The organism is Streptomyces sp. NPDC087310, from assembly GCF_044744405.1.
Classification (GTDB): Bacteria; Actinomycetota; Actinomycetes; order Streptomycetales; family Streptomycetaceae; genus Streptomyces.
Window position 1 is genome coordinate 1208656 of sequence record NZ_JBIUYF010000001.1, and the last position, 14709, is coordinate 1223364.

Genomic DNA, 14709 nt, shown 5'->3' on the forward strand with positions numbered 1-14709 from the left:
AGGAGTATGTATGTGGACGTGTGTACGACGCCTGCGGCGGTCCTGATGGTTGCGGAGCGACCAGGGTTACGGAGCGGACCCCGCCCGGCTCATGAGACGACCGCGGGCTCTTCCTCCCCGATGAAGCTCCGCCACAGCCGCGTGTACCGGCCGTCCAGCGCGAGCAGTTCCTCGTGGGTGCCGTCCTCAGCGACCCGCCCGTGGTCCATCACGACCACGCGGTCCGCGCGCGCCGCGGTGGTCAGCCGGTGCGCGACGACCAGCGTGGTACGGCGGCCCGCGAGCCGGTCGGTCGCCTGGTTGACCAGCGCCTCGCTGGCGAGGTCCAGTGCGGCGGTCGCCTCGTCCAGCAGCAGGACGTCCGGGTCGACCAGTTCGGCGCGGGCGAGCGCGATGAGCTGGCGCTGCCCCGCCGAGAGGTTACGGCCGCGCTCGGCGACCTCGTGGAGGTAGCCGCCGTCCAGCGTGGCGATCATCTCGTGGGCGCCGACCGCGCGCGCCGCGGCCTCCACCTCCGCGTCGGTAGCCTCGGGGCGCCCGTACGCGATGGCGTCCCTGACCGTACCGGCGAAGAGGTACGCCTCCTGCGGCACGACGCCGAGCCGGCGGCGGTACGCCGTCAGGTCCAGGTCGCGCAGGTCCGTACCGTCCGCCGTGACCCGGCCGCCGGTCGGGTCGTAGAACCGCGCGACCAGCTTGACGAGCGTCGACTTGCCCGCGCCCGTCTCGCCGACGAAGGCGACGGTCTGCCCGGCCGGAATGCGCAGGTTCACGCCCTTGAGCGCGGTCTCCCCCTCGACACCCGAACCGCCGTCCGAACCGCCGACCACGCCGCCGTCCGAACCGCCGTTTACGCTGCCGTCCGAACCGCCGTCCGAGCCCCCGTCCACTCCGCCGTCCGAGCCCCCGTCCACTCCGCCGTCCACGCCGGCGTCCGTCCCTCCGTACGCGAAGTCGACGTCCTCGAAGGCGATCTCACCACGCAGCGACAGCACGTCGAGAGCCTTCCTCGGCGCTGCCGTCGAGGTCGGCTCCCGCAGCAGTTCCTGGATCCGGCCGAGCGAGACGGTCGCCTGCTGGTAGCCGTCGAAGACCTGCGAGAGCTGCTGCACGGGGGCGAAGAACAGGTCGATGTAGAGGAGGTACGCGACCAGCGCGCCGGTCGTCAGCGTCCCGGCCTCCACCCGTCCCGCGCCCACGATCAGCACGGCCGCCGCTGCGACCGACGACAGGAGCTGGACGAAGGGGAAGTAGACCGATATCAGCCACTGGCCGCGCACCCGCGCCGCGCGGTAGTGGTCGCTGCGGGCGGCGAAGCGCTCGCGGCTGTCGCCCTCGCGCCGGAACGCCTGGACGATCCGCAGCCCGGACACGGACTCCTGGAGGTCGGCGTTGACGACGCTGATGCGCTCGCGCGCCAGCTCGTACGCCTGGACGCTCTTGCGGCGGAAGAAGACGGTACCGACGATCAGCACGGGCAGCGTCGCGAAGACGACGAGCGCCAGCTCCAGGTCGATCACCAGCAGGACGACGAGGATGCCGGCGAAGGTGACGACGGAGACGAACGCGGTGACCAGCCCGGTCTGCAGGAATGTCGACAGGGCGTCGACGTCCGTGGTCATCCGGGTCATGATGCGGCCGGTCAGCTCGCGCTCGTAGTAGTCGAGTCCGAGCCGCTGGAGCTGCGCGAAGATCTTCAGGCGCAGGGAGTAGAGAATCCTTTCGCCGGTGCGGCCGGTCTTGCGGGTCTCGCCGATCTGCGCCGCCCACTGGAGCAGGACGGTCAGCAGGCCGAGCGAGGCGGCCACCCAGACCGCGCCGAGCGCGAGCTGTTCGACGCCCTGGTCGATGCCGTGCCGGATGAGGACCGGCAGCAGCAGCCCCATCCCGGCGTCCACGGCGACGAGCGCCAGGCTGATCAGCAGCGCCGGCCAGAAGCCGCGCAGCAGCCTGCGCAGTCCGTACGACTCCTCGGCGGCGACGGCGCGCGCCTCGTCGACCTCGGGGACGTCGGTGGCCGGGGGCAGCGCCTCGACCTGGGCGAGCAGTTCGGGGGTGGCGCCGGGGGCCGCCGCGTCACCGGCGACGGTGTCGTCCCGTACCCAGAGGGCGGGGGTGACACCGCGCTCCGCGTCGAACTCGGCGTCGATCTCCTGCTGGACCTGCTGGAGGGCGAGGTCGTCCGCCGGGCGGCCGTCCGTCGCCGGACAGCCGTCCTCCGTACGCGACCGCGCCGCGTCGACCGCACCGCGCGCGCCCCCCGGCGAGGTGCCGCTCAGTTCGTCGGGCTCGGTCAGCAGCCGCCGGTAGAGCGCGGAGCGCCGCTGGAGCTCCTCGTGGGTGCCGACGTCGGAGAGCCGTCCGTCGTCCAGTACGGCGATACGGTCGGCCAGGCCGAGGGTGGAGCGGCGGTGGGCGATGAGCAGGGTCGTGCGCCCGGCCATCACCGCGCGCAGCGCCTCGTGGATCTCGTGTTCCACGCGGGAGTCGACGGCGGAGGTGGCGTCGTCCAGGACGAGCAGCCGGGGGTCGGTGAGGATCGCGCGGGCGAGGGCGATCCGCTGCCGCTGGCCGCCGGAGAGGGTGAGGCCCTGTTCGCCCACCGTGGTGTCGTAGCCGCCGGGCAGTTCGCTGATGAATCCGTGGGCCTGGGCGGCGCGGGTGGCCCGGACGATCTCCTCGTCGGTGGCGTCGGGTTTGCCGTACGCGATGTTGGCGCGGACGGTGTCGGAGAAGAGGAAGCTGTCCTCCGGTACGAGGCCGATCGCGGAGCGCAGCGAGTCGAGGGTGAGTTCGCGGACGTCGTGGCCGCCGACGAGGACGGCGCCGTGGGTCACGTCGTAGAAGCGGGGCAGCAGGAGCGAGAGGGTGGACTTGCCGCTGCCGGAGGCGCCGACGACGGCGACGGTCTCGCCGGGGGCCAGCTCCAGCGAGAAGCCGTCGAGGACGGGGCGGCCGTCCTGGTACGCGAAGGACACGTCGTCGAACTCGACGGACGCCTCCGCGTCGGCCGGGAGCCGCTTCGTGCCGTCCTGGAGGGTGGGCTCGGTGTCGATCAGCTCCAGTACGCGTTCGACGCCGGCGCGGGCCTGCTGGCCGACGGTCAGGACCATGGCGAGCATCCTGACGGGGCCGACGAGCTGGGCCAGATAGGTGGAGAAGGCGACGAAGGTGCCGAGGGTGATCTGCCCCCGGGTGGCCAGCCAGCCGCCGAGCGCGAGCATCGCGACCTGGCCGAGCGCGGGGACCGCCTGGAGGGCGGGGGTGTAGCGGGAGTTGAACCGTATGGTCCGCAGCCGGCCCGCGAAGAGTTTCCGCCCGGCCTCGCGGAGCTTCCCCGTCTCCTGGTCCTCCTGGCCGAAGCCCTTGACGACCCGGACCCCGGAGACCGCGCCGTCCACGACCCCGGCGACAGCTCCGGCCTGCGCCTGCGCGTACCAGGTGGCGGGGTGCAGTTTGGTACGGCTGCGGCGGGCGATGTACCAGAGGGCGGGCGCGACGGCCAGGGCTATCAGGGTCAGCGGCGGCGACAGCCACGCCATGATCACCAGGGACATCAGGAAGAGCAGGACGTTGCCGATGGTCATCGGCAGCATGAAGAGCAGCCCTTGGATGAGCTGGAGGTCGCTGGTGGCGCGGCCGATGACCTGCCCGGTGGAGAGGGTGTCCTGACGGCGTCCGTCGAGCCGGGCGATCGTGGCGTACATGTCCGTACGGAGATCGTGCTGGACGTCGAGCGCGAGGCGTCCGCCGTAGTAGCGGCGGATGTAGGTCGCCACGTAGACGACGAGCGCGGCCGCGATGAGCAGCCCCGTCCAGACGAGGAGCGAGCGGTGTCCCGCCCCGATCACATCGTCGATGACAACCTTGGTGATCAGCGGGACGAGGGCCATCACCGCCATGCCGGCGAGCGACGATCCGAGCGCGAGCACCACGTTGCGCCGGTACCGCCACGCGTACCCGGACAGCCGCCGTGCCCAGCCCTGCTCTGCCGACGCCTCCGCCACCACGTGCCTCCTGATCGTGCTCACCGTGCTGATCCGATGATCGTCGCTGATCCGATGATCGCCCTGATCCGGCCGATCGTCCTGATCTGCCGGAAGGCACCAACGCGGGCGGCAGCGGATTTCATCCCTCCGCAACAAAGACGGGTCCCCGGACCTAGGACCGGGGACCCGTGCGTTCGTTCGATTAACAGGGGGAGGGCTCAGCGCGTACCAGGGGGAAGGGCTCAGCGCGTGGCCGGGACAGCGTCCCTCGCGGCCTTCTCCGGCGTCGCCGGGACGGCCTCGTACGGCGTCTCGGGTACGGAGTGGACGGCGGCCCCGGCCATCTTCGTCGCCGGGTTGAGGTCCTTGTGGACGGCCTTCGCCACGGCCTGGATGGTGTTGACGCCGTCGTTCATCGTCTTGTTGTCGTGGGTGAGCACGCTGATCATGTAGTCGTGCCCCTTCCCGGTGAACGCGCCGACGCTGTGCACGCGCCAGCCGTGGGTGGAGCGGGAGAGCCAGCCGTTCTTGAGCTGGACGGTGGCGGTCGCCGGGGCTCCGGCGGGCACGCCCCAGCGCTGCGACGGGACGACCTTGCGCATCCGCTCCAGGAGGAAGGCGCGCGCGTTGTCGCTGAGCACGGTGTTCTTCGCGGTGGTCAGCGCCAGCAGCTTCTGCTCGTCCTGGGCGGTGATCTGGGTGAGGCCCCAGTAGCCGCCGGTGCCGGGGACCGTCTGGGTCATGCCCGCGGCCTTGATGAAGCCCTTGATCTTCGTCAGGCCGAGCTGCTTCCACAGGGTGGTGGTCGCCGCGTTGTCCGACTTGGTGATCATGGCGGTGGAGAGGTCGACCTCACGCTGCGTCAGATAGCGGTTCGTCTTCTTCGCGTCCCAGAGCAGGGTGGCGAGGACGGTCACCTTGACCACACTGGCGGAGTCGAACTTCTGTGTCGCCCGCAGGGTGCAGGTCGTCCTGGTCGTACGGTCCAGGACGGCGACGGCGGTCGTGGACTTTCTGTTCTTGAGCGCCGCGGTGATGTCCTTGGTGAGCTGGGCGGCGAGCCCCGCCTTGCCCGAGGCGCAGACGACGGCGGGTGCGGCGGCGGCCGGCGCGGCACCTGCCGCGGCACCCGGTGCGGCGGCAGCGGCGGGCGCGGCTCCCGCGACGGCCGCGACCGGGACGAGCACGCCCGCGGCGAGCGCCACGGAGAGCGCGCCCCGGGCCCGCCGGGAGGGACTCGCTATGTGCGCCGGTATCTGCTGATATGTCATGTCGGCTTCCCGCCCCTGGTATCGGTGGGTGCACCCCCGCGGCGCACCCACCCGTATGACACACAGGCATCGGGGAACGGTTGTACGGAGCTACGTCACGCTTCCGTACTAAGCCTCATCGCGTCCGTACCGGACCTCATGGCGCGTCCAGGTGCGTCGGGGCGAACATCCGCAGCAGGGCGGGGAGTACGACGACGGACGGGCCGGGCTCGGCGAGCGCCTTCGCCAGGTCCTCGCGCAGGGACTCCGGTGTCGTACGGAGCGCGGGGACGCCGAAGGACTCCGCGAGGGCGACGAAGTCCGGCCGGGACAGCTCCGTCCCCGTCGGCTCGCCGAAGGCGTCCGTCATGTACTCGCGCAGGATGCCGTAACCACCGTCGTCCACGATCAGCCAGGTGACCGGCAGGTCGTACTGGCGGGCGGTGGCCAGCTCCGCGATGGAGTACATCGCGCCGCCGTCGCCCGACACCGCCAGGACCGGTTTCGTACGGTCGGCCGCCGCGGCGCCGAGCGCGGCGGGGAAGCCGTAGCCGAGGCCGCCCGCGCCCTGGCCCGAGTGCATCGGGCCCGGCCAGGCGGACCAGGCCCAGTAGGCGAGGATCGTCATGTCCCAGAAGCTGGGGGACGCGGCGGGCAGGGCCTCGCGGACGGCGGCCAGCACCCGCCGCTCCAGCGTGAGGTCCTGGGCCGCGATCCGGTCCCGTACCTTCTCCAGGACGGTGGCGACGGACGCGGCGGCGGCCGGGTCCGTGCGGGGGCTCACCGATTCCAGCAGCGCGGACAGCGCGTTCCTGGCGTCGGCGTGGATACCGAGCGCCGGGTGGTTGGACTCCAGCTTGCCGAGGTCCGCCTCGATCTGGATCACCCGGCCGCGCGGGCGGAACGTGTGGTAGTTCGAGGACAGCTCGCCCAGCCCGGAGCCGACCACCAGCACCACGTCCGCGTCCTCCAGGAAGTCCGTGGTGTGGCGGTCCTCCATCCAGGACTGGAGGGACAGCGGGTGCTCCCAGGGGAAGGCGCCCTTGCCCCCTGCGGTCGTGACGACCGGCGCGTCCAGCTTCTCGGCGAGGGCGCGCAGCTTGCCGGAGGCGTCCGCCCGGATCACCCCGCCGCCCGCGATGATCACCGGCCGTGCCGCGTGCGACAGCGTGTGTGCCGCGACGGCGGTCAGCTCGGGGCGCGGGTGCAGCTCGCGCGGGGTGGCGTCCATCGCCGTGACGACCGGCACCGTCACCTCGGCGAGCAGCACGTCCTGCGGGATCTCCACCCAGACCGGGCCGTGCGGGGCGGTGAGCGCGGACTCCCAGGCGGCGGCGATCGCGGACGGGATCTGCGAGGGCGTACGGACGGGGTGCACGGACTTCACGATGTCGCGGAAGGACGCCTGCTGGTCGCGCAGCTCGTGCAGATACCCGTGGCGCCCGCCGCCCAGGCCCGCCGCCGGGATCTGGCTGGAGATCGCCAGTACGGGCGCCGAGGCCGCCGCCGCCTCCTGGAGCGCGGCGAGCGAGGTCAGGGCGCCGGGGCCGGTGGAGAGCAGCAGCGGGGCGACCTCGCCGGTGACCCGGCCGTACGCGTCGGCGGCGAACCCCGCGTTGTTCTCCACGCGCAGCCCGATGTACTGGAGCGAGGAGCGGCGCAGCGCGTCGAACATGCCGAGCGCGTGCTGCCCCGGCAGGCCGAAGACGGTCGTGGCGCCGAGCCCGTACAGCGTCTCGACGACGAGGTCGCCGCCGCGCCGTCCGGGCGGCGGGGTGAGCGCCGCGGCGGTCTGTCCGGGGGTGAGGCGTACGGGTTCGTGGTCGTGATCGTGCATCAGCGCACCTCCGCGGTGAAGCGCTCGGCGGCGTCAGCGCCCTCTCCGGCCTCAGCACCCTCTCGGGCCCCGGCGCCCTCTTCTCCCTCAGCACCCTCTCCGGCCCCACCACCGGCTACGGCGATCTGCCGGGACATGATCGTCGTCAGTTCGTACGCCGTGTGGGAGGCGGCGACCGAGGTGATCTCGGCGTGGTCGTAGGCGGGCGCGACCTCCACCACGTCCGCGGAGACGAGCCGGCAGGAGGCCAGCCCCCGGATGATCTCCAGGAGTTCCCGCGAGGTCAGCCCGCCCGCCTCGGGTGTGCCGGTCCCCGGCGCGTGCGCCGGGTCCAGGACGTCGATGTCGACGGAGATGTACAGCGGCCGGTCCCCGATGCGCTGCCGGAGCTGGTCGGCGATCTCGTCCACGCCCCGGCGCATCACATCGGCGGACGTGACGATCCCGAACCCCATCCTGGCGTCCTCGTCCAGGTCCCGCTTGCCGTACAGCGGGCCGCGCGTGCCGACGTGGGAGAGCGCCTCCGTGTCGAGGATGCCCTCCTCGACGGCCCGGCGGAACGGGGTGCCGTGCGTGTACTCGGCGCCGAAGTAGGTGTCCCAGGTGTCGAGATGGGCGTCGAAGTGGAGCAGCGCGACCGGTCCGTGCCGCTTGGCGACCGAGCGGAGCAGCGGGAGCGCGATCGTGTGGTCGCCGCCGAGGGTCATCAGCCGCGCGCCGGTCCCGAGCAGGTCGTCGGCCGCCGCCTCGATCGTGTCGACCGCCTCGTTGATGTCGAACGGGTTCGCCGCGATGTCCCCGGCGTCCGCGACCTGCGCGAGCGCGAACGGCGAGGCGTCCTGCGCCGGGTTGTACGGGCGCAGCAGCCGTGACGCCTCGCGTATCGCGTTGCCGCCGAAGCGGGCGCCGGGCCGGTAGGAGACCCCGGTGTCGAAGGGGACGCCGACGACGGCGACATCGGCCGTACCGACCTCGTCCAGCCGGGGCAGCCGGGCGAACGTGGCCGGTCCCGCGTACCTCGGGACACGGGACGAGTCGACGGGCCCGCGCGGGCTGTTGCGGTGTCCGTGGTGTCCGTTGCTGCTCATCGTCGGGCCTCTCCGGGTGTCGCTGTATCGCTGTGTCGCGCTGTCGCTCCGTGCGGCTCCGCACCGCGCACACGCTATGACCGTTCTGCGGGGCACTGTCCCGAGTGCCCTTCCTCAAGCGTTCTGTCTCAAGTGCTCCGCCTCAAGCGTTCTGTCTCAAGAATGGACCAGCCCACTGACAGCGGGCTCCCCGGCCTCCTCCGGCGCCTCCCCCGCGAGCCGGGCGCGCCATGCCGCGAGGACCGCCTCGTCCGTCGGCCGCGTCGCCAGGCTGACGATCACGTACGCGGCCAGCGAGGCGAGCAGGCCGTAGTAGATGGGCTGGTTGGCGAGGATTCCGTACGCCGCCATGAGCCCCACGACCGTGACCCCGCCGACGACCACGGCGGCCAGCGCGCCGTACACCGTGCCGCGCCGCCACAGCAGTCCGCCGAGGATCGGTACGAGCAGTCCGCCGACGAGCAGGTTGTACGCGACGGTCAGGGCCTCGACGACATTGTTCAGCGCGATGGCGACGGCGATCACGCCGACGCCCATGACCAGGATGAACAGCCGGTTGCCCCGCACCTCGTCGACGTCGCCGCGGTTCTCGCCGCCCCGTCCGACGGCTCCGCGCAGCCGCGCCCAGATGTCGTTGTTGGCCACGGTCGCGCAGGCGATCAGCGCGCCGGAGGAGGTCGACATCACGGCGGCGAGGGCGGCGGCCAGCACCAGTCCGCGGACGCCCATGGGCAGTTCGTCCTTGACGATGGTCGCGAACGCGTCGTCCGCGCTGGCCAGGTTCGGGTAGAGCACCTTGGCGGCCGTTCCGATGACCGCGCCGGCCAGGGCGTACAGCAGACAGTACGTACCGGCGACGGTGCCGCCCCAGCGTGCGACCTTGTCGCCGCGCGCGGTGAACACCCGCTGCCAGATGTCCTGTCCGATGAGCATGCCGAAGGTGTAGATCAGGACGTACGTGAAGATCGTCTCGGCGCCGATGCCGAACGGCGAGAAGTACGCGGAGGGCAGCCGGTCCCTCATCTCGCCGAAGCCGCCCGCCTTGACGACCGCTATGGGCAGCAGGAGCAGCAGCACCCCTATGGTCTTGACGACGAACTGCACCATGTCGGTGAGCGTGATGGACCACATGCCGCCGAGCGTCGAGTACGCGACGACGATGGCGCCGCCCAGGATGATCGCGACGGTGCGGTTCAGGTCGAAGAGGACGTCGAAGATGGTGGCGTACGCGATGGTCGAGGTGACGGCGAGCATCAGGGTGTACGCCCACATCACGATGCCGGAGATGAGCCCCGCCCGGCCGCCGTACCGCAGGTCGAGCATCTCGGAGACGGTGTAGACCTTCAGCCGGGCGATCCGCGCGGAGAAGAAGACGGAGAGGGCGAGCAGCCCGAGGCCGATGGCGAAGACCATCCAGGCGCCGGAGAGGCCGTGGCGGTAGCCGAGGCCGACGCCGCCGATGGTCGAGGCGCCGCCCAGGACGATGGCGGCCATGGTGCCGGAGTACATCCAGGGGCCGAGCCTGCGGCCCGCCACCAGGAACTCGCTCTTGGACTTGGCGCGGCGCATGCCCCACCAGCCCATGGCGAGCATGCCGGCCAGATAGACGACGATCACCGCGTAGTCGACAGCCATGGGCTTCCTCCGTCTCGTCTCACGCCTGGGGATGCTCGTGTCCCTCTCAGAGGCACGCGTACCGAGAGGCGTGCTCATAGGGGCCGAGCGTGTGGGTCATGACGGTAGGTGGCCGGTAAGCGGCGCTGAAGTGTACGTTTCATCCAATCTTTCCGCCGATGATGGATGGATCATCCATGCCGGACACCACCGCCGCTCCCTCCTCCTCCCCGCCCACTCCCCCGGTCCCGCTCGCCGATCTGCTGGCGGACCGGACGCTGGGCCTGCGCCGGATCGCGGGGCCGCCGGACGACGGTTCCCAGGTGGTGCACTGGGTGCACACCTCCGAGATGGCGGACCCGTACCCGTATCTGCTCGGCGGCGAGCTGCTGCTGACCGCGGGCGTCCAGCTCACCGACGCGTACGCGCAGGAGTACGTGGGGCGCGTGGTCGAGGCGGGCGCGGCGGCGCTGGGCTTCGGGGTGACACCGGTGTACGACACGGTGCCGCCCGCGCTGGTCGACGCCTGCGACCGGCACGGACTGCCGCTGCTGGAGGTGCCGCCCCATACCCGGTTCACGGCGGTGGCACGCGCGGTGTGGCGGCTGATGGCGGAGGCACGCCACCGCGAGCTGCGCCGGGTGACCCGGGCCCAGCAGGGCCTGGCCGCCGCGGCGGCCAGACAGGACCCGGTGCCCGCCGTACTGCATCAGCTCGCGGTGGGGCTCGGGGGCCGCGCGGTCCTGTTCGCCCCGGACGGCGCGGAGCTGCACTCCACGGGCCGCACCCCGTCCCCGGGCGCCCGTACGGCGCTCGCGCGCCTGGCCAGGGTGGTCAACCCGGCGTCGCACGGCGCCGCGCCCTCCTCGGCCACGGACACGACCCAGGGCGCCCATCTCGCGGCGTACGCGCTCGGCGGCGGCCAGGGCCTGGTCCTCGGCGTGGCGGCCGAGCGGCGGGAACCCGGCGACCACACCGTCGCGGGCGTCGCCGTCGTCCTGCTCTCCCTCCTGACCGCGCCCCACCAGGGCGCGGCGGAGGCGGGCCGCTCGGCCGCGCTGGTACGGCTGCTGCTCGGCGCCACCCCCGCCGAGACGGCGCCGCTCCTCGGCCCCGGGCCCTGGCGGGTGGTCCAGGGGCGCGGCGGGGCCACCCCCTTCGCTGCGGGCGCGCTGGCGGCGGCCCTGGGCAGCGCGCTGGCCGACACGGACGGCACCACGGTCCGCGTCCTCACCGACCGCGAGGTCACGGCCCAGCCCGGCTGGACCCTCGGCGTCAGCGCCCCGGTCCCCCCGGAGGGCCTGGCCGCCGCCGACACCCGCGCGCTGCGCGCACTGGGCCGCGCGGAGGCCACCCGTACCCCGCTCGTACGCCACGACCCGGCCGGCCCGGCGGCCGGACTCGCCGCCCTGATCCCCCCGGAGGAGGCCGCGGCTCACGCCCGCGCGCTCCTGGCCCCGCTCACGGCAGCACCGGGCGCTCCGGCCCTGACCGAGACGCTGCGCGCCTGGCTCTCCCTGCACGGAAGCTGGGACCGTACGGCGGTGGCGCTGACGGTCCACCGCAACACGGTCCGCCAGCGCATCACCCGCTGCGCGGCCCTGCTGGACAGGGACCTGGACGACCCCGACGTACGGATGGAGCTGTGGTTCGCACTACGGGAACCGCCTCAGACCGCCCCGCCCGGCTGACCCGGCGCGGCGACCACGCCCCACCAGTGTTCACCGTGCGGCAGCACCCGCTTCACCTGCGCTTTCGCCCTCCGACACCGCAGGGCCCAAGGGGCCTGGAAAGCCAGGGGAATTGGGGTCCGGCGTGGGTCCCGGGGCCCACGCCGTCGCCGTTCCGCGCTCCGTAGCGTTCGTTCAAGTCCCCACCTGTCAGGGGGGATGAGAGGCGAAGACATGCGGAGGAACGGTTTGAGACCCCCCTCATTCTCCCGGGCCCGTGGGCAGACATCCGTGGAATACCTCGGGCTGCTCGGCATCGTGGTGAGCCTGGTGCTGGCCATGACGCTCACACCGGTCGGGACGCAGGTGACCGGCGGACTTCACCGGGCGATATGCCTGTTGGTCAGCAGCGGTTCCTGCGCGTCGGGCCCGGGTTCCGACAACGGTGGGGACAGTGCGCTGCCGGACCCGGACGGATCCGGTGACGGTTCCGGGGAGGACGGGGTCACGACGCTGCCGGGTCCGGGGCCCGGGGACGACAAACCGAAGTCCGAGGATGTGGCGTTCGAGCCCGACAAGTGCATCCTGGCGTCGGAGACCGACAAACAGAAGACCGTCATGCGCATCCTCTTCATCAAGATCAGTTCCAGCAGTGAACTGAAGGTCACGCAGTGGTCCGACGGCACGGTCACCCTCGATTCCACGGGCACGGTGCAGGGCGGGGTGGAGGGCGGCATCGACTTCCCCGGGCTCAAGAAGTGGGGCGGCAGCGCCTCGCTGAGCGGCAGCTACACCAAGGGCGGCGGTGGCGGCGGGCGTTGGCTGTTCGACGGCCATCAGAGCGACGACCCGCAGAAGGACCTGGAGAGCAACTACAACGACGCCAAGCAGTTCGCGGAGTACCTGAAGGGTGCCGCGAAGTGCAACAGCGGTCCGCCCCGGGCGTACGGCACCGAGCTCGGCATGGTCTGCAACCACTCGAACAAGGACAAGCTGCCGGAGCTGAAGCCGGACCGGCAGCCCGACCTCGACATCACCAAGACCACCAGCGAGAAGTCCGGCGACGTCAAGTTCGGCAAGAGCCTCAGAACGGGCAAGGAGAACAAGAGCGTCGGCCAGGTCACGGGCAAGGGCGCCCAGGGCACCTGGATGAACGACACCCTCGTCATGCGCGGCAACGGGGAGATCACCTTCGTCTACACCATGGAGATCAACGGCCGGGTCGGCAACGGCTACCAGGGTGAAGGCAGCCATATGCAGCAGTTCTACGTGACGTACAACGCCGAGGATTACGACAAGGAGGAGAAGGAGGGCAAGGAGCACCGCCCGACCCGGCTCCGGATCTCCACGGCCGAGCGCGGCATGAGCGGCAACCCGGGCGTCGACATACGGGGATCGGTGCCCGCCGGACCGTTCAACCTGCATGTCGAGGGCGGCGGCGGAAAGACCGACACCGAGGTGCACACCGAGGTGGCGGAGCTGGACCTCAAGGACCCCAAGGACAGCGAGGCCGTCGAGAACTACCTGCGCAACGGGGAGGACGGCGAGGACAGCGGCATCAAGCAGATCCACAACGCGGGCATCCCCTCGCCGCACTCCGCGTCCGAGCCGCTGGCTCCCGACGCGACCCCGTTCGAGAAGCTCCTGCACGACAAGGCCAAGCTCAGCAGCCTCGACTACAAGGTCAACATCGACTGGTGGAAGGCCGGGTTCGCCCTCAGCCTGGGTACGTCCCTCCACAAGCTGAGCACGGGCTTCAAGCTCTTCGGCCTGGAGACCAGCCACGAGCACGAGGAGCAGAAGCTGATCGGCGACCCGACCTACGCGGGCGCGCCGCGCGAGGACGGCAACCGCCCCTGGCTCCCGTTCAAGAAGTGCAGCTCGGTCACTCCCGTCTGAGCCCCGGCACCTCCCACAACGCACGGCAACGACCTAGCGGCCTGCTCCCCCCTGACGTCAGGGGGGAGCAGGCCGCTTCTCGCGTCCCGAACGCCCGAGCACCCCGAACGCCCCGAGCACCCCGCACGCGTCATCGGCCAACGGGCCGGGATCCACCGCCCTGTTGCTCCTCCACCCCATTGCGCTATAACCTCTAACCAACGCATGAGCTTATATCTCGGTGCGGAGTGCGCGGCGTGACCGCGCAGCCGCGCACACCACCGGACGAGGGGAACACCATGTCCCCCACCCTCAGCACCCGCGCCGCCCTCTTCACCCTCCCGCTCGTCGTCGCCGGCCTCCTCGGCACCGCCGCCGCGCCCGCCGGAGCCACCCCGCACCCCGACAGGCCCCTCACCTGTCGCGGAGAAGGCGTCGACGACAAGGCCCTCGTCCGCTCCAGGACCGAGACCGTGATCCACGCACCGCTGAGCACCATCTGGAAGCTGCAGACCGACGTGAAGCGCTGGCCCACCTGGCAGACCCCGGTCGAGACGGTGGAACGCCTCGACCACGGCCCCTTCCGGAAGGGTTCGGCGTTCAGGTGGACGACTCCACTGCCACCCAACCCCGCGACCACCGCCACCAGCCTGGAGGTCACCTCGACCGTCCAGCAGCTCAAGCGCAATTCCTGCATCCGCTGGACCGGCCCGGCGATCGCCGAGGGACTGCACATCGACGGCGTCCACGTATGGAACTTCACCAAGGTCAAGGGCGGCGTCCTCGTACGCACCGAGGAGACCCACACCGCAACCAAGATCCTCCACGACGGCCTAGAAGCCTGGCTGACCGAACTGGCACTTCGTGCAGGCGGGGCCGTACGCCGGCCTCGGTCCAGTCCCGCAGGCGCCGCCAACACGTCACCCCACTACAGCCGATCATCTCGGTCGGCACGTCCGCCCAGGTCACCCCCGTGCGCAGGACATAGACGATCCCGCGCAGAGCCGCACGGTCATCCGCCGGCAGCCGGCCCGGACACCGCCGACGCCTCGGCGGTCGAGCAGGAAGCAACGGGGCGACACACTCCCACAGATCATCAGGCACAAGATCATCCGACAACTCGCAGAACTCTGCCGCCCGCCAACCCAACTGCCAAGACCCTGAGCCGAACTCATTCTGAAATGATCAGTAAGCTGCGGCTTACTCACACCGTCACTCCACGCCCAAGACACTCAAAGGACCGCTGTCCTCGGCGAGGGAGGTCTTTGGGATCGAGCCCATCGACTGGCGTGATTTCCATATTCCACTTTCTGAGAAAACGCGAAGGGAACACAGAGGCAGGCGGAATAACTCGTTCCAGATCCGAAAAAACATTTTACCACT

General features: G+C 71.2%; 7 protein-coding genes and 2 pseudogenes. 3 read left to right on the top strand and 6 right to left on the bottom strand.

The genetic code is table 11. From position 1 onward, the window contains the following. Positions 1-89: 89 nt before the first annotated feature. The 5 genes from ACIO3P_RS04885 to ACIO3P_RS04905 form a co-directional block, all read right to left on the bottom strand. On the bottom strand, positions 90-4022 hold the full coding sequence (locus ACIO3P_RS04885; RefSeq protein ID WP_329827423.1) for an ABC transporter ATP-binding protein: 3933 nt from the start codon (positions 4020-4022) through the stop codon (positions 90-92). A 209-nt stretch (positions 4023-4231) separates the two neighbouring features. Next, positions 4232-5260 (bottom strand): serine hydrolase, encoded by a 1029-nt coding sequence (locus ACIO3P_RS04890; RefSeq protein ID WP_401855063.1) that lies wholly within the window; start codon positions 5258-5260, stop codon positions 4232-4234. Between the two features lie 136 nt (positions 5261-5396). Continuing rightward, entirely contained in the window at positions 5397-7079 is a 1683-nt protein-coding gene (locus ACIO3P_RS04895; protein WP_401855282.1) for a thiamine pyrophosphate-binding protein, read from the bottom strand. Then, on the bottom strand, positions 7076-8164 hold the full coding sequence (gene speB, locus ACIO3P_RS04900; RefSeq protein WP_401855066.1) for an agmatinase: 1089 nt from the start codon (positions 8162-8164) through the stop codon (positions 7076-7078). The genes ACIO3P_RS04895 and speB overlap by 4 nt, the downstream gene beginning before the upstream one ends. A gap of 156 nt (positions 8165-8320) precedes the next feature. Beyond that, the gene (locus tag ACIO3P_RS04905; protein WP_329826979.1) at positions 8321-9799 is read right to left on the bottom strand and encodes a sodium:solute symporter; all 1479 of its coding nucleotides are present in this window, start codon (positions 9797-9799) and stop codon (positions 8321-8323) included. A gap of 176 nt (positions 9800-9975) precedes the next feature. Here ACIO3P_RS04905 and ACIO3P_RS04910 point away from each other — a divergent pair, with 176 nt between their 5' ends. The 3 genes and pseudogenes from ACIO3P_RS04910 to ACIO3P_RS04920 all read left to right on the top strand — a co-directional run. Beyond that, the gene (locus ACIO3P_RS04910) at positions 9976-11469 is read left to right on the top strand and encodes a PucR family transcriptional regulator (protein WP_401855069.1); all 1494 of its coding nucleotides are present in this window, start codon (positions 9976-9978) and stop codon (positions 11467-11469) included. 270 nt (positions 11470-11739) lie between these two features. After that, entirely contained in the window at positions 11740-13347 is a 1608-nt protein-coding gene (locus ACIO3P_RS04915) for a hypothetical protein (protein ID WP_329826977.1), read from the top strand. Positions 13348-13625: 278 nt separating this feature from the next. Next, a pseudogene (locus tag ACIO3P_RS04920) lies at positions 13626-14195 on the top strand (SRPBCC family protein); the annotation flags it as partial. On the opposite strand, the pseudogene ACIO3P_RS04925 reads toward ACIO3P_RS04920, so the two are convergent. Next, positions 14185-14445 (bottom strand): annotated as a pseudogene (locus ACIO3P_RS04925) (transposase); the annotation flags it as partial. The pseudogenes ACIO3P_RS04920 and ACIO3P_RS04925 sit on opposite strands and share 11 nt — an antisense overlap. Positions 14446-14709: the final 264 nt, after the last annotated feature.